The following is a 16,521-nucleotide window of genomic DNA, read 5'->3' as shown; positions in this document are numbered from 1 at the left end:
TCCCTGCTCTTTTTTGTTATGTCGTCACATGCCGAGATAGGCTTTGCGGACCCGATCGTCGGCGCGCAGCGTGTCGTTGTTGCCCTCGAGAACGACATGGCCGGCTTCGAGGACGTAGCCGTGGTCGGCGGATTCCAGAGCTTCCGCTACGCGCTGCTCGACCAGCAGCATGGTCAGGCCGGACTGGCGGCGGATCTCGATCAGCCGCTCGAAGATGAAGTCGGCGGTCGAGGGCGCCAGACCCATCGAGGGCTCGTCGAGCATCAAGAGCTTCGGCGAGGAGGCGAGGCCGCGGCCGATCGCGAGCATCTGCTGCTGGCCGCCGGACATCGTGCCCGCGAACTGGTCGCGGCGCTCCTTCAGCACCGGCAGCCATTCGAAGATGCGCTCAATGTTACTCTGCCAGTCTCGCCGGCCGCTCTCGGTCATCGCGCCCATTTCCAGATTCTCCATCACGGTCAGTGACGGGAAGACCTGGCGGCCCTCGGGGACGTGGGCGATGCCGAGATGGGCGCGCTGCGGCGGCGGCACCGCGAGGAGGTCGATGCCGTCGAAGGTGATGGCCCCGCCGCTCGGCTTGACGATGCCGGAGATCGTCTTGAACAGCGTGGTCTTGCCGGCGCCGTTGGGGCCGACGATCGCGACGAACTGGCCGGCGCCGACATTGATCGAGATGTCGTTCAGGACGGGTTTGGCCGAATAGCCCGCGCTCAATCCCTCAATTCGCAGCATGGCCCATCCATTTCTTGCCGAGATAGGCCTCGATCACGCGGTTGTCGCGCGTCACCACCTCTGGCAGGCCTTCGGTAATGACGGCGCCGTGGTCGAGCACGAGGAACCTGTCGACCAGCCGGACCATCGCCTGCATCGTGTGCTCGATGATCGCGATGGTCATGCCGTCGCGCGCGAGCTGCTGGATCACCGCGACGACTTCGTCCGCCTCGCCGTGTCCGAGCCCCGCGAGCGTCTCGTCGAGCAGCAGGATGCGTGGCTGGCCGGCAATCGCGCGGGCGAGCTCCATCAGCCGCAATTCCTTGGTCGAAAGCTCGCCCGCGACACGGTCGGCGACGGCGGAGAGCCCGACACGGGCGACCGCGTCGGCGGCGAGCTTGCGCGCCTCCTCGTCGGACCGCGCGCGCACATAGGCGCCGACCACGACATTGTCGAGGATCGACATGCGCAGGAACGGCCGCATCACCTGGAAGGTGCGGCCGATACCGGCCTCGCAGATCACGTGCGGCCGTTGGCCGGACATGTTGCGCCCGTCGATCAGAACCTCGCCCTCGCTCGGTTTCAGGAAGCCGTTGAGGAGATTGAACAGCGTGGTCTTGCCGGCGCCGTTGGGCCCGATGATGCCTAGGATCTCGTTCTTGTGCAGCTTGAAGCTGACATCCTGCACGGCCTTGAGGCCGCCGAAGGATCGAGAGAGATTCTTGACCTCGAGCATGACTTCGCCGGTGGCGGCGCGCTGCCGCGGGGCCGGCTTCAGCGCCGTGACATTGGCGGCCGCGGTTTCGGGGACATCGGCCGCAACCGCCTTGGGCGCGATCCGCTTGCGCAGCAGATCGCGCAACTTCCAGAACAGGCCCTCCGGCGCCAGCAGGATGACGCAGACGATGGCGAAGCCGAAGATCACGCCCTGGATGCCCGGGAAGCGCGCGCCGGCCTCGGCATGCAGGATCTCGGCGAGCGGGATCAGGATCACCGAGCCGATGACCGGACCCCAGACCGTGCCGACGCCGCCGAACATGGCGACCGTCAGCGCCTGTGCCGACACCAGCATGCCGAACACCGATTGCGGCGTCACGACCAGCAGCACCTGGGCATAGAAGCCGCCGATCGCGGCGGCAATGGCTCCGCTCAGCGTGATCGCGCGCAGCTTCCAGGCCAGAGTGTTGATGCCGGCCGCCTCGGCCGCGGCCTCGTTCTGCTTGATCGCAAGCAGCGCCATGCCGAAACGGGATCGCTCGATCAACTGCGTCAGCACGATGGTGGCCAGCATGATCGCTAGCCCAAGCAGCGTGTAGATGTGTGGATCGGCGAACTGCATAAAGGCGATCGGCGCATCGCGCTTGATCGGAAGCGTCACCTCCTGGAAGCCAAGCCACTCGAACACGTAGAGGATGGCGAGAGGGTAGGCGAGCATCGCCAGGGCGAAATAGTGCCCCTGGAGGCGGAAGGTTGGAAACCCGATCAAGAGCCCGGCGATGCCGCCGAGCACGGCGGCGATGGGGATCAGCAGCCAGGGGGAGATGCCGAAGTAGATCTGGCCGAGCGCGGTCGCATAGGCGCCGATGCCGAAGAACGCGGCGTGGCCGAACGAGATCAGTCCGGTGTAGCCGCTTAGCAGGTTCCACGACAGGCCGAACACCGCCCACACCGGCACCAGCGTCAGGATCAGCTGGTAGTAGGAATTGGTGACGCCGAGCGAGAGCGCGGCATAGGCGAGGGTGAAGAGCAGGGGAGGCAGAAAGGAGCGCATCCGGAGCATGTCACGTCCTCTCCACCATTCGCCCGAAGAAGCCTTGCGGACGGAAGAAGATGATGAGGAGGAATACGGCGAAGATCGCGGCGTTCTGCAGCTGCGTCGGCAGGATCAGCGTCGACATCTGCTGCACGAGGCCGATCGTCATGCCACCCCAGAAGGCGCCGATGATGCTGCCCATGCCGCCGAGCACGACGCCCGCATACATGACGATGACATATTCGAGGCCCACGAACGGGTGGAACGGATAGTTCGTGGCAAGAAGGCCGCCGGCGATCGCCGTGATTCCGCAGCCGAGCGCGAAGGCGGTGCGGTGCGCGCGGTCAACGTCGATGCCCATATAGGTCGCAGCGGTCGGATTGTCGGCGGCCGCCCGGAGCGACTTTCCGATACGCGTGCGTGTGATCAGCAGCGAAAGCAGGATCATGATCGCCAGCGACACGATCATGTCGATGCTGCGCGCCTTGTTGAGGAAGATGCTCATGTCGAAGAAGGGACCGAGCTCCCAGGCCGAACTCGAAAGCGGCGTGCGGATCGAGGCCAGCACCGAGCCGAACACGAGGAGGCCACCGTTCTGCAGGATCAGCGCGATGCCGAGCGTGAGGATGAGCTGGGCATAATGGCCTTCGCCTTCGAGCGAGGCGGTGCGCGTGCCTGAGACGTGCGAGATCAGCGCCAGATGCACGAAATAGCCGAACACGGCGAGCACGGGCCCGGCCAGGAGAATGGCGACGAACGGCCCGACCGTGTTGCCGAAGAACGCCTGGATACCGGCCGCAGTGAAGAGATAGAAGGCGGTATACATGCCCAGCATCATGAAATCGCCATGGGCGAAGTTGATGACACGCATGACACCGAAGATCAGGCCGAGCCCGACGCACATCAGGCCGTAGACGGCGCCAATCAAAAGGCCCGCGGCGAGTGCTTGCAGAAATCCCTCCATCAGCCTCGCCTCCGCGCGGCTGACGAACCTAAGCAGGTCTCGAAGTCGACCATGTTTCCCCCCGTACTCTTCGGCACTTCTTATGATGCCGATCGTAAAACCCGTTCCGCCGCGTCCAGGCGGCATTGCGCTACGATGTCGCCGGCATTGCCGAGCCGTTCGCAGTTCTCGATCAGTTGCTCCAGCCGGTGCGCGCGGTCCTCGCCGAGGACTCCATGAGCGGCAGCGCGGAATCGCATGCGAACCTCTGCAGGCGTTGCGGCGATGACGTCGGGTAGCGCGTGCCTGATCGTCCGGCCGTCGCGCAGATGTACGGTCACGTCCGCACCCTGCTTGGCGGGGAAGGCGGCGGTGAAGCCGGCATCGGCCTTGAGATCGGTGAGCGCAACCAGGCGGATGATGTCGGCATCATTGAGTTCGGCGTAATTGCCTTCCTCGATCTCCCCTCGCGCCAGTGTCGCGGCGACGCTGAAGGGAATGCTCATCTTGGCCTGGAGCGCATTCCGGTAGGGCCCCATGGAATCGCAGCCGGGATAGCGAACCGCAGCAGCGGGGGCGCGAATGACGACGCGGTCGATCTCATCGGTGCTGGCGAGCTCGTGCGAGACGCGGAGCGCAGCTTGAGCGGCGGTCTGCGCGAAGTTGCAGGCGGGGACCGGCTTGTTGTAGACCGCCATGATCTCGCACTCCCCGTCAGGGAAGAGCGCGATGCTGTCCGGTGCAGCCTGACGGCCATATGCGGCGAAGAGGCCGGCCTCGCCTTCGAGGATGGTTTCGGAACCGAAAGCGCCGGCTGCGGCCAGACCGACCGCCTTGATCGCATTGCTGGCTGCAAAGCCCGGATGGAAATACATGTCGGAGCCACCAGCATGCGGCCACTCGTTCAGCCCGCTGGACGTGTTGGCCGCGATCGCGATGGCGCTGGTTGCGGCATCCTCGGATAGGCTGAGCGCAAAACTGCCGGCGAGCGCCGCGCCCGGAGGGGCCACGAGGCCGGTCGGACGATAGAGGCGAGCGAGATCGGAGGTCAGCAACGCGCGGCCGATCCGCGCGCCGGTCTCATAGCCGATGATGGCGGCGGCGAGCAGTCTTGCGCCGTGCAGGGGTGCTTGTTCCGATAGCGCGAGCAATGTCGGCCAGATCACGACCCCGTGGTGCGCGATGCTGGCCGCGTGCATGTCTTCGCGCACGAGGCCATGCCCCATCACGGCATTGGCGAAGGCGGCATCGGCCGGCGAGGAGAGTTGCGACGTTCCGATGATCGTTGCTCCGCCGCCACCTTGTGCGATCGCAACGGCCTGGCGGCTCCAGGGATCTTGGGAGGCCTCGAATACGCAGGAGAGGAAGTCGAGCAGGCAGAGCTTTGCCTTGGCAACGACGTCCGGCCTGAAGTCTCCGAGATCCAGCACAAGCACGCTCCGCGCCATATGGCGCGCGAGCGAGACCTTGCCGGATCCGGTCGGGCCGATCGTCATCGCAATCGCTCTCCCTCAAGGCTTGCGCGATCAGCCGCGCATCTCCACGCCGGCCCATTCCTCGAGCACCTTGGCGATCGAAGTGAAGTCGGACGACGCCCCGTACTTGGCATTGGTGATCGCGAGCATTTGCCGCACCACCGCGCCGCAGACCATCGGCACGCCCATGGCCTCGGCCTCGTCCACGCAGAGGCGGACGTCCTTGTAGGAGAGGCCGGTGGCGAAGCCGAAGTCGAACGTGCCGGGCAGCACGGCACGGGGGAATTTGTCTTCGGACGCGCTATTGCGGCCGCTGCTGGCGTTGATGATATCGATCAACACCTTGGCGTTGACGCCGCCCTTGACGCCCATGGCGACAGCTTCCGATGTGATCACGAGCGCTGCCGCCGCCATCAGGTTGTTGGCGAGCTTGGCCGTCTGCGCCACGCCGGGTTTGTCGCCGGTGTAGAACAGCTTGCCGAAATTCTTCAAGATCGGCTGCACGGTCTCGTAGGTGGACTGCGGGCACGACACCATGACGGCCAGAGTGCCGTTGACGGCGCCCTTGATGCCACCGCTCACGGGCGCATCGACCAGCGTCATGCCCTTGGTTTTGAGGCCTTCCGCGACGAACTTCGCCGCGCCAGGACCCGAGGTTGAGAGGTCAACCACGATCTTGGCGCGGTTGCCGCTGCTGATGCCGTCCTGGCCGAGCGTAACCGCCTTGACGATATCCGGTGTCGGCAGGCTGGCGAGCACGATGTCGGCGCGCGAGGCGACGTCCGCCGGCGACTTGCCGGCGAGGGCGCCACGCTTGACCAGCGGCTGCGTCGCGTCGGTTTGCGTGTCGTAGACGACGAGCGAATAGCCCGCGTCCATTAATCGCCCCGCCATGGGGCCGCCCATGCGGCCCGTTCCGATCACGCCGAGCGTCTCTCCCGCCATCGTTCACTCCCTGTCGCGCGAACCCGTGACGGGCGCGCCTTCTTGATCTTCTCGTCTTGTTCTTCGCCGGCCGGCCCCGACGACCGCCGTCGTTGCGGCGGCGGGGTTCCCGCGCCAGCGGCAGGATTGTTATGATTGTCAGACAAGCTGTCAAGCATAACATTTGGGGTCGACAGTTTGACGCGGATCGGCATAAGGTCCGAAAAAACGAGGAAGACGCCCCGCGTGCCGCAAGACCCAACTTCAAGCGTGAGCAGGACCCTCGCCGATTTCGTCGCGGCCACGTCATGGGCGGACGTGGCGGTGCAGAGCATCGAGGCGCGGCGCTCGATCCTCAACTTCTTCGCGACAGCGCTCGGCTCCGCACGCGATCCGGTGGTGATGGCCGCGATGCGGAGCTTGTCGCCGTTCAGCGGCGCGGCGACCTCGACAGTCATCGGCCACTCGCAGCCGATGGATGCGCTATGTGCCTCGTTTCTCAACGCCATCTCGGCCAATCTGCTCGACTTCGACGACACGCATCCCGAGACGATCATCCATCCGGCAGCACCGGTCGCAGCTCCCGTCCTGGCGCTCGCGGAGACGCGAAGGCTGTCGGGGCAGGACGTGCTGACGGCATTCATCCTCGGCGTGGATATCGAGTGCCGGATCGGCAATGCGGTGTCGCCGCGCCATTATGCACGCGGCTGGCACATCACCTCGACCTGCGGGATCTTTGGTGCGGCGGCGGCTTGCGCAAAGTTGTTGGATCTACCTGCGGAAGGGATTGCGAACGCGATTGGAATCGCGGCGAGCCAGTCGGCCGGTAATGTCGAGAACCTGCCGAGCGCCGCCAAGAATGTCAGCGTTGGTAACGCAGCGCGCAACGGACTGTTCGCAGCATTGTTAGCGCAGCAGGGCTATGAGGCTGCGCCCTGCGCCATCGAGGGGCCGCTCGGCTGGGCCCGCACCATGGGTGATGAGCCCGATCTCCCACGTCTTCTCGATGGTCTGGGCAAGACCTGGGAGATCGCGAAGAATACCTACAAGCCTTATCCCGCCGGCATCGTCTTCCATGCGGTGATCGATGCCTGCCTGCTGTTGCGCGAACGGATCGGACGGCGAATTGATCAGGTCGATTCGGTGACGGTGCAGGGGTCGGCGCTGCTGCTTGCACGCGGCGATCGCCCCGTCAACAACGAGCGCGATGCGCGGGTCAGCATCCATCATTGCGTGGCTTGCGGACTGCTGCTCGGCGCGGCCGGCGTCGCTGAATTCGCGCGGGAGACCGTGGTCCGGGCCGATATTGCGCGGCTGCGGCAGAAGGTGTGGGCGGAGCTCGATCGCGAGATGCCCGACGGTGCAGCGCGCGTGATCTTGAACCTGTCGTCCGGTGAGGCTTTCACCGAGGTGGTCGTCTCGCCGCGCGGCAGTCAGGCTGCGCCGCTCGAAGATCGCGAGCTCGAGCAAAAGCTGTGCGATGGCGTCCGCACCGGCCAAAGCAATTGGGACGCGGACCGCATCATTGATGCGGTCTGGAGGCTCGATGCAGCGCATGACGTCGGCGATCTCGTGCGGTCGCTGCGGCGGCCATTGGCGTCGCACCAAACAACTTCGAACTAGAATCTCAAGACCGGAAAGGGACGAAGATGAGCAAGACCGAACTGTTCGAGAAGGGCCTCAAGGTTCGCAAGGAGGTGCTCGGCGAGGACTATGTCAACAAGTCGATCGCAGGTGCCGATGAGTTCACGCGCACGATGGCGGAATGGTCGACCGAATTCTGCTGGGGCGCGCTGTGGACGCGGCCAGGCGTCGACCGGCGCACACGCTCGATCGTCAATCTTGCAATGCTCGGTGCGCTGAACCGGCCGCACGAGCTGAAGCTGCACGTGAAGGGCGCGCTGAAAAACGGCCTGACCAAGGAGGAGATCAAGGAGATTTTGCTCCAGGTCGCCGTCTATTGCGGCGTGCCCGCCGGCATCGATGCCTTCCGCAATGCGCGCGAGGCTTTCAACGAGGTCGACGCGGCTGGTTCCTGAGCTGATTGGTTGGAAGACCTCATGGCTGACCCGGAATACGAGCTCTTCGCGATCCGCTACGCAACGCGCGATGCGCAACGCAGCGAGCACTTCATCGGCGGCGATCCGCATGACGGACCGATGCCGATGGACTACTTCGTGTGGCTGGCAAGAGGAGGCGGGCGCACCTTCGTGATCGACACCGGGTTCAACGCCGAAATCGCAAGGCAGCGCAGGCGGACCTTCCTGCGCTGCCCGGTTGAGACCCTTTGCGCATTGGACGTCGATGTCGCCGACATCAAGGACGTGATCCTCACGCATCTGCACTATGACCACGCCGGCAATTTCGATCGGTTTCCGAATGCGCGGTTTCATCTGCAGGAGCGGGAGCTCGCTTACGCCACCGGACGATACATGCACTATCCGAGGCTGTCGCACTCCTTCGAGGTCGAGGATGTTTGCGGAATCGTGCGACTGAACTATGCGCGGCGAGTGCTGTTCTACGACGGCGACGCCGAGATCGCGCCCGGACTGACGGTCCATGCCGCCGGCGGGCATTCCGCCGGCCTTCAATTCGTCCGCGTCAACACGCGCCGCGGCCCGGTCGTGCTCGCCTCCGACGTCAGTCACTTCTACGAGAACATGATCAGCGAGCGCCCGTTCACGACGGCGTTTCATGTCGGTGACATGCTGGTGGGGTTTGACAAGCTCCGGGCAGCGGCGATTGATGCGGACCACATCGTTCCCGGCCACGATCCGCGAGTTATGGAGTTCTATCCGCCGCCGAGCCCCGACCTGGCCGGTGTCGCCGTTCGTCTCGACGTCGGGCCGTCCGGCACGGCTCATTCCTAGAACGTTCGGCGGAATTAGCGCAGTCGAGACTGGAGGGATCAATCTTTCGACTTTCTATCGACCTCTACGCCCCGCCTTGCAGCGGACGAGGGATGCCCTTTTTCGACCGATGACCGCCCTCCTTGATTTAATTGGCGGATTTCAATAATAATATAAAGGCCGGAATTATTTAATTTGCGGAGGCTGAGAGGGGCGGACGGGTCAAAATGGAGCGATGCGACCTTCTGCACCACAACCTGCCTCCGTCAATGTTGTTCAGTCCGCAGGTTATCGGCCAGGAGACTCATGAAAGAGGCAGCAAGCGCCGCCAATCGGTTACCAGTCACCGTGCTCAGTGGATTTTTGGGTTCGGGGAAGACGACATTGCTCAACCAGGTGCTGAGGAATCGCGAGGGCCTCCGGGTTGCCGTCATCGTCAATGACATGAGTGCGTTGAATATCGACGCAGATCTGGTTCGAAACGGTGGCGCCAATCTGTCGCATACAACCGAAGCGCTCGTACAACTCAGCAATGGTTGCATTTGCTGCACGCTGCGCGGCGATCTCCTGGTGGAGGTCAGGCGACTAGCCGAAGAGCGACGCTTCGACTACCTCCTGATTGAAGGTACCGGAATTTCTGAACCTCTTCCTGTCGCAGCAACTTTCTCCTTTCGCGACGAAGCCGGTGTCTCGCTCTCCGATCTTGCGAAGCTCGACACAATGGTTACCGTCGTGGACGCCTTGAACCTGCTCGCCAATTACAACAGCCGCGATCTGCTGCGCGATCACGGCGAGTCACGCGATGCGTCCGATGGACGCACGCTCGTTGATCTCCTCGTCGAGCAGATCGAATTTGCGGACGTGGTTGTGATCAACAAGGTGTCGGAAACCACTGAGGCGACGCGTGCGGAGGTTCGCAAGGTCGTTGCCGCGCTCAATCCACGAGCGCGCCAAATCGAGACCGACTTTGGCGACGTTCCGCTCCGCGCAGTCCTCGACACCGGCCTCTTCGATGAAGCGAAGGCTGCGACTCATCCTCTCTGGAACAAGGAGTTATACAATCCCGCTTCCCATGTTCCGGAAACCGAGGAATACGGCATATCAAGTTTCGTCTACTCGGAAAGACGTCCGTTCGATCCCCTCGGCCTGTTGTCCTTTCTCAATAAACCCTGGCCGGGCGTGATACGCGCCAAGGGACATTTCTGGCTTGCGACCCGTCCGGATTGGGTGGGTGTCCTCTCCGTCGCGGGGATGCAACGCCGATGCGAGCCCATGGGATATTGGTGGGCAACGGTCCCGAAGTCGACGTGGCCGAGCCATCCCGAGGTCCAACAACATCTCGATGACCAATGGGACAGCACGTGGGGCGATCGCCGCCAGGAGCTTGTGTTCATCGGTTCAGGCATGGACGAAGCGTACATTCGAGCCTCGCTTGATGCCTGCCTTGCCGATTCGGAGAATGGGTTCGACCCCCAGAGCTGGTGCAATCTCAGCGATCCCTTTCCGCCTTGGCATTATCCTGATCACGCAAGCTAGACGGCGCCCGGGGCGCTACGTCTAAGCTCTCGATGGCGATCATGTGATGTGAAAAATCTTGATATTAAATATTTAATATATTAATATATCCACTTTAATTCGGCTTAATTTGGCTCGATTGAATCTTTGGCGATCATGGTTATAGCAACCACTACGAGCAACGGTGCAATCACAGCCAAACGGCAGATCGAACAGTGCGGCTTCGCGCTCGCCTCCTGGTTCAGAGCCCCGCCTGTCAGTCCAAAATTGGCTCGTTCGCGAACATTTGAGATGACGCTTCGGCGTCCACGCCGCCGTCCAGACGACGGCCATCAGAATCTGTCATTCACATTTCCCCATCTATCGCGAGGATGTCATGAGGTCCTTGTACGAAAAGTCTGGCTTGAGCCAGTTAGCTCTCGGATTGAGGACGTGGCCGCGGACCCCGCACCGGAGGACCATCTGGGCGTCTGAACCAGAGGCCGAGGACGAGCGGCTCTCACCGCACCCCGCGCCAAATCCGCTGGAAGCGGGCCTGCGCGCCTCAGATGCCGCCGCGCTATCTTCATCCAGCATGGCTTTGAGCGCCCAATTCGCCGGCGTGACCGCAGGATTGCGAACGCCAACCTCTGCGGCAGCCGACCAAACGGCTTCAAATCCCGTCGTCATCCTTGGTCGAATCCCCTCGGCGGCCTTGGCCCCGAGTATTGTCGGATCGTCTACAATTCCAGCGGCCGCGCAGGTTTGTGGTTGCGGCTATTTCATTGCCCCAACGCGATTGCTTGATCAAAGTGCAGCCCACAGCGGGCAATTGCAGGGTACGCGAGTTTCCGGCGGAGCGGATTTCGTGCTGACCGGCCAGGCCGGGATCATGGGAACCTCCACCAGTGACGACATGTCACTGCAGCACGTTGCGCCGCTTACCAACTGGAACGTCCTGCCGGGCGGAGGAGAGATTGGTAACGGGACGCCGACGGGTCAAATCGGAATTCTGTCCGGCTCGGTGACGAGTGCAATTGCTCCCCCAGCCGGCCGGCAGGCCGCCACGACGGAGTCGACCAGCCTTCTCGCGGCCGCAGCGACTTCTACAAATCCAGTCGTTCTCGAGAACCAGAAGCCGGGAAACCCGCAGAGCGAATGGGATATCGTTGGCGCGGGTAGTTCGAACATCGAGGGTTTCGCCACCGACATCAGCGTCAATCGGGGCAATCGGGTCGACTTCAAGATCAATACGAATTCATCGAACTACCGGATCGACATCTACCGCCTCGGCTACTATGGCGGCATGGGAGCGCGAAAGGTCACCACCATCCAGCACACGGGCGTGCAGAACCAGCCTACAGCGCTGCGCGACGCGGCGACCGGCCTGGTCGATGCCGGCAATTGGTCCGTCTCAGCTTCCTGGGATATTCCGGCCGATGCCGTGTCCGGCGTTTATATCGCAAAGCTTGTGCGCCAGGATGGAACTGCCGGCGCCAATCACATCCCCTTCATCGTTCGAGACGACAGCAGCACCAGCGATGTGATCTTCCAGACCTCGGACACAACCTGGCAGGCCTATAACGGCTGGGGCGGCGCCAATTTCTATGGCGGCAACGGTCCCGCGACCGGTCAAGGCGCGGGACGCGCCTATGCGGTGAGCTACAACCGGCCGATCGCCACCCGCGGCAACGTCGGGACCTATGCCGGTCCGCAGGACTATTTGTTCGGCGCCGAATATTCTGCGATCTACTGGCTGGAGCAGAATGGTTACGACGTCTCCTACATGTCGGGAGTCGATGCAGACCGTTACGGCAGTCTCCTCCTCAACCACCAGCTCTACCTCGACGTTGGTCACGACGAATATTGGTCGGGGCAACAACGCGCCAATGTCCAGGCGGCCCGCGATGCCGGCGTGAATCTCGCGTTCTGGAGCGGCAACGAGATGTATTGGCGCACGCGCTGGGGCAACAGCATCAGCAGCGACGCCGCCGCCTACCGCACCTTGATCTCCTATAAGGAGACCTGGTCACCAGGTGCCTCGATTGATCCGAGCGACCAGTGGACCGGGACGTTCCGTGATCCACGCCTCAGCCCGCCGGCGGTCGGCGGGGGAATCCCTGAAAATGCCCTGATTGGGCAGATGTTCCAGGTCGATGATGTCGGCCAAGGCAGCGGGCTGCAATCAATCACAATTCCCTATGATGACGCCAATCTGCGATTCTGGCGCAACACCAGCGTCGCCAATCTTCAGCCCGGGCAAACAGCCACGCTGACCAAGAACTATCTCGGCTATGAGTGGGACGAGGCGCCTGACAACGGATTCGATCCAGCCGGCCTGGTCCGGCTCTCCTCGACAACCATTCCGGTCAATACCTATCTGCTTGACTATGGCAACACGACAGGACCTGGCGTCTCAACCCACAACCTGACGCTCTACCGCGCTCCGAGCGGCGCATTGGTCTTCGGCGCCGGCACAGTCTATTGGTCGTGGGGCCTGAGCGACAATCACGATCTGGCACCGACGCCAACCGATCCGCGCGTGCAACAGGCGATGATCAACCTGCTCGCCGAGATGGGGATTCAGCCAGGCACGCTACAGCCGGGGATGATCGCGGGTACCGCCTCGACGGACTCGACGGCTCCGACCTCCGCCATCAACGCACTGGCAAGTTTCAGTGTCGGAACCTCGGTCACGATTTCCGGCACGGCAGCGGATGTCGGCGGCGGCGTGATCGCTGGCGTGGAAGTTTCGACCGATGGCGGACTGAGTTGGCAAAACGCGATCGGTGACGAGACGTGGACTTATACCTGGTCGCCGCAGGTTGCCGGGACTTACAACATCAAATCACGCGCAGTGGACGACAGCATCAATCTGGAAGCGCCTTCGGCAGGTCGCACGGTGACAGTTACCGCGCCGACTTACGTCTCGCTCTTTCCGGGCTCGGCAACTCCCGCCACAGTCAACACCACCGATGCAAGCGCCGTCGAACTCGGTGTGAGGTTCCAAACGTCGACCGCCGGCACCGTAAGCGGGATTCGTTTCTACAAGAGCAGCCAGGATACAGGCACCCACACCGGTGAGCTCTGGACCAGCACCGGCACCTTGTTGGCAACCGCCACCTTTACAAATGAAACGGTAGGCGGTTGGCAAAGTGTGACCTTCTCCAACCCGGTCCCGCTCACCGTAGGCGCCACCTACGTCGCATCCTATCATACGAATGTGGGTCACTACTCCTCCAGCGTGAACTACTTCACGAGCAATGTGACCAGCGGTCCGCTGACCGCCCTCGCCAATGGTAATGGCGTCTATACCTACAGCAACAATACGGCGTTCCCGACCAGCACGTTCCAATCGACAAATTTCTGGGTTGACGTCATGTTCAACCCTTCCACTACCAATACAAAGCCGGTGGCTGCGAACGATACCTCCACCGTGATACAGAATACACCCGCGACGATCACGGCGGCGTCGCTGATCGCTAACGACAGTGACCCCGATGGAGATCTGCTGACCATAACCGGAGTGAGCGCAGCGACGAACGGCACGGTCGCCCTCAATACTCAACCCAACCCGCAGAACAACACCATCACTTTCACGCCCAACGCCGGCTATACCGGCCCGGCTAGCTTCAGCTACACGATCTCCGACGGGCGCGGCGGCACGGCCACGGCCAATGTCAGCCTCACGGTGGCACCGCTCGGAGCGGGTCCCTTCAGCCTGTTCAGCGCGTCAAATACACCAGCGCAGACCAACCTCAATGACGGATCCCAACTTGGGGTCGGGATGAAGTTCACGTCCTCGGTCGCCGGCCAGATCACGGCTCTCAAATTCTACCGCAGCGCTGGCGACACCGGCCCCGACATCCTTGATCTCTGGACGTCGACGGGCACCCGCCTCGCTACCGCCACCTTCACCAATACGTCAGCCAGCGGTTGGCAGACCGTTACCCTGCCGTCAGCGGTTTCGATCGCCGCCAACACGACCTATGTCGCCTCGTATCACACCACCGGCGCCTATGTGGCAACCAACAACTACTTCAGCACGGCTGTCACCAACGGCCCATTGACCGCGCTTTCGGGCACCACCGCCGGCGGCAACGGCGTCTATTCCTATGGCGGCACCAGCACGTCCAGCATCTTCCCGACCAGCACCTATAACTCCTCGAACTACTGGGTCGATGTTGTGTTCGCGCCGTCCGGCGGCGGCAACCAGCCGCCGGTTGCCAACAACGACAGCGGCTACACCACTACCCAGAACGCCGCGCTGACAATTGCAGGTGGCGCGCTGCTCGCCAACGACTCCGATCCCAATGGCGGCACTCTCACAATCACCGGCGTGAGCGGCGCCGTCAACGGAACGGTCAGCTTCAACAGCCAGACCAATACGGTCACGTTCACGCCGAACACGGGCTACACCGGTGCGGCTTCCTTCAGCTATGCCATCGCCGACGGACAGGGTGGAACCGCAACTGCCACGGTCAGCCTGACGGTGAATACCGCAACCAACCAGCAGCCGGTAGCTAACAACGACAGCGGCTACAGCACCACGCGGGACACGGCTTTGACTATTGCCGCGTCTGCCCTGCTTGCGAACGACACCGATCCGAATGGCGACCCGCTGACGATCACTGGCGTGAGCGCCGGTGTCAACGGCACCGTCAGCTTCAATGCCCAGACCAGTCGCGTCACCTTCACGCCGACCACCGGCTACACCGGCGCCGCATCCTTTAGCTATACCATCTCGGATGGTCGTGGCGGCACTGCGACAGCAACGGCCAACTTGACAGTGACCACGCCGGCGGTGAGCCTGTTCTCAAGTTCCGACACGCCGGCCATTCTTTCGGATCCTGACGCCGCCCAGGTCAATCTCGGGGTGCGGTTCACGTCATCCGCGGCCGGCACCATCAACGGTATCAAGTACTACAAGGGTACGGGCGACACCGGCACCCATACGGGCTCGTTATGGAGCAGCACAGGCACGCTGCTGGCGACCGCTACGTTTATGAATGAAACCAGCAGCGGGTGGCAGACCGTCATCTTCAACAATCCGGTTTCGATCGCCGCCGGCACGACTTATGTGGCAAGCTACCACAGCAACGGGCACTACACGTCCACGAGCAACTACTTTAATACCCCGCGCGTCAATGGTCAGCTCACAGCGCCCGCCGGCAACAATGGCGTCTATACCTACGGCACCGGCAATCTGTTCCCAACCAGCACCTTCGGGGCCACCAATTACTGGGTGGACGTGGTGTATAGTCCTACCAGCGGTGTCAACCGGTCGCCGGTCGCGGCGAATGATTCCGGGTTCAGCGCTACTCAAAACTCTCCGATCTCGATCCCGGCTTCGGCCTTGCTGGCCAACGACACCGATCCCGACGGCGATGCCCTGACCATCACGGGCGTGAGCAACGGCACCGGCGGCGCCGCGAGCTACAACGCGCAGACCAGCACCGTCACTTTCACACCGAACTCCGGATATACAGGCCCGGCGTCGTTCACTTATGCAATCTCTGACGGTCGAGGCGGGACGGCAAGCGCGTCCGCCTCTCTGAACGTCAATGCTGCATCCGGGAGCATTGTCAGCCTGTTCAGCAGCAATCCGACGCCGAGCGTGATATCGGTCAATGATCCGAACTCGGTGGAGCTCGGGTTCAAATTCCAGGCGTCGAGCGCCGGCGATGTCACGGGATTGCGCTTCTACAAGGGCCCGTCGAACACCGGCACTCACACCGCGAATCTCTGGAACAGCACCGGCACCCTGCTGGCCACAACCACCTTCACCAATGAGACGGCAAGCGGCTGGCAGCAAGTCAACTTCCCCACGGCCGTAACCCTCACGCCGGGGGCGACGTATGTTGCATCGTATCACACGTCAGGAAATTACTCCGTCGATCCCAACCTGTTTAGTTCGGCGATCAGCAACGGACCGCTGACTGCACCATCCTCAGCTTCGAGCGGAGGCAATGGAGTATATGCATACGGGTCAAACAGCCTCTTCCCGTCCAACACTTACAACTCAACGAGCTACGGCGTGGATGTACTGTTCCGTCCGCAACTGACTGGGTAGCGGGGGCAGCAGCTGGCAATGACGTATCTGCATAAGCGAGTCGACCGCTGCTGCGCGCATCGTTCAGCAGCACGGCGGCCCTTACGAGACCTTCCTGTTCGGGTCTCACGGCTGGCAACTCTGCCCGAAGCGTCGAGCCTCGAACATCCACTGACACATGACTGGCCATTAAGTCTGATATTAATCAGTCAAATTAAGTAAAATCGTATCTCCTCCGTTAGTGCTAGAAAGGCAGGCTTAGGGGATCTGCGAGAACGACGCCGCCTCCCTCTGGGCAGCCCTTGGCGGCAGGGATGTTT

At 62.4% G+C, this 16,521-nt stretch carries 10 protein-coding genes; 5 read left to right on the top strand and 5 right to left on the bottom strand.

Going from position 1 to position 16,521, the window contains the following annotated elements:
- Window positions 1-24: 24 nt before the first annotated feature.
- The 5 genes from HAP40_RS28425 to HAP40_RS28405 form a co-directional block, all read right to left on the bottom strand.
- Window positions 25-732, bottom strand: coding sequence for an ABC transporter ATP-binding protein (locus tag HAP40_RS28425; RefSeq protein WP_166814645.1), 708 nt, complete (start codon window positions 730-732; stop codon window positions 25-27).
- Window positions 719-2,491, bottom strand: coding sequence for an ABC transporter permease subunit (locus tag HAP40_RS28420; RefSeq protein WP_166814646.1), 1,773 nt, complete (start codon window positions 2,489-2,491; stop codon window positions 719-721). Before HAP40_RS28420 ends, HAP40_RS28425 begins: the two co-directional genes overlap by 14 nt.
- 1 nt (window position 2,492) lies before the next feature.
- Complete coding sequence (locus HAP40_RS28415; RefSeq protein ID WP_166814647.1) at window positions 2,493-3,428, bottom strand: branched-chain amino acid ABC transporter permease; 936 nt, start codon at window positions 3,426-3,428, stop codon at window positions 2,493-2,495.
- Between the two features lie 80 nt (window positions 3,429-3,508).
- The gene (locus HAP40_RS28410) at window positions 3,509-4,903 is read right to left on the bottom strand and encodes an MmgE/PrpD family protein (RefSeq protein ID WP_166814648.1); all 1,395 of its coding nucleotides are present in this window, start codon (window positions 4,901-4,903) and stop codon (window positions 3,509-3,511) included.
- A gap of 30 nt (window positions 4,904-4,933) precedes the next feature.
- Window positions 4,934-5,827: an NAD(P)-dependent oxidoreductase gene (locus HAP40_RS28405; RefSeq protein WP_166814649.1), complete on the bottom strand. Its 894-nt coding sequence runs from the start codon at window positions 5,825-5,827 to the stop codon at window positions 4,934-4,936.
- 249 nt (window positions 5,828-6,076) lie between these two features.
- Here HAP40_RS28405 and HAP40_RS28400 point away from each other — a divergent pair, with 249 nt between their 5' ends.
- The 5 genes from HAP40_RS28400 to HAP40_RS28380 all read left to right on the top strand — a co-directional run bounded on the left by HAP40_RS28400 (window position 6,077) and on the right by HAP40_RS28380 (window position 16,222).
- A complete protein-coding gene (locus HAP40_RS28400) occupies window positions 6,077-7,429 on the top strand; it encodes an MmgE/PrpD family protein (protein ID WP_246741286.1) in 1,353 nt (450 codons plus the stop codon).
- A gap of 26 nt (window positions 7,430-7,455) precedes the next feature.
- On the top strand, window positions 7,456-7,845 hold the full coding sequence (locus HAP40_RS28395; protein WP_008557256.1) for a carboxymuconolactone decarboxylase family protein: 390 nt from the start codon (window positions 7,456-7,458) through the stop codon (window positions 7,843-7,845).
- Window positions 7,846-7,866: 21 nt separating this feature from the next.
- Window positions 7,867-8,676: an N-acyl homoserine lactonase family protein gene (locus tag HAP40_RS28390; RefSeq protein ID WP_166814651.1), complete on the top strand. Its 810-nt coding sequence runs from the start codon at window positions 7,867-7,869 to the stop codon at window positions 8,674-8,676.
- 285 nt (window positions 8,677-8,961) lie between these two features.
- Window positions 8,962-10,191 carry a GTP-binding protein gene (locus tag HAP40_RS28385; protein WP_166814652.1) on the top strand — a complete coding sequence of 410 codons (1,230 nt, stop codon included), beginning with the start codon at window positions 8,962-8,964 and terminating at the stop codon, window positions 10,189-10,191.
- Between the two features lie 826 nt (window positions 10,192-11,017).
- The gene (locus tag HAP40_RS28380) at window positions 11,018-16,222 is read left to right on the top strand and encodes a DUF4082 domain-containing protein (RefSeq protein ID WP_334270718.1); all 5,205 of its coding nucleotides are present in this window, start codon (window positions 11,018-11,020) and stop codon (window positions 16,220-16,222) included.
- The last annotated feature ends 299 nt before the right edge of the window (window positions 16,223-16,521 follow it).

Source organism: Bradyrhizobium sp. 1(2017), assembly GCF_011602485.2.
Classification (GTDB): domain Bacteria; phylum Pseudomonadota; class Alphaproteobacteria; order Rhizobiales; family Xanthobacteraceae; genus Bradyrhizobium.
Note: the sequence above shows the minus strand (reverse complement) of the source record. Positions and strands in the feature narration are given on the sequence as shown.

Bases quoted from the DNA above. Each gene is read 5' to 3' on its own strand.
- HAP40_RS28425 (WP_166814645.1), bottom strand. From the start codon at position 732: ATGCTGCGAATTGAGGGATTGAGCGCGGGCTATTCGGCCAAACCCGTC.
- HAP40_RS28420 (WP_166814646.1), bottom strand. From the start codon at position 2,491: ATGCTCCGGATGCGCTCCTTTCTGCCTCCCCTGCTCTTCACCCTCGCC.
- HAP40_RS28415 (WP_166814647.1), bottom strand. From the start codon at position 3,428: ATGGAGGGATTTCTGCAAGCACTCGCCGCGGGCCTTTTGATTGGCGCC.
- HAP40_RS28410 (WP_166814648.1), bottom strand. From the start codon at position 4,903: ATGACGATCGGCCCGACCGGATCCGGCAAGGTCTCGCTCGCGCGCCAT.
- HAP40_RS28405 (WP_166814649.1), bottom strand. From the start codon at position 5,827: ATGGCGGGAGAGACGCTCGGCGTGATCGGAACGGGCCGCATGGGCGGC.
- HAP40_RS28395 (WP_008557256.1), top strand. From the start codon at position 7,456: ATGAGCAAGACCGAACTGTTCGAGAAGGGCCTCAAGGTTCGCAAGGAG.
- HAP40_RS28390 (WP_166814651.1), top strand. From the start codon at position 7,867: ATGGCTGACCCGGAATACGAGCTCTTCGCGATCCGCTACGCAACGCGC.
- HAP40_RS28385 (WP_166814652.1), top strand. From the start codon at position 8,962: ATGAAAGAGGCAGCAAGCGCCGCCAATCGGTTACCAGTCACCGTGCTC.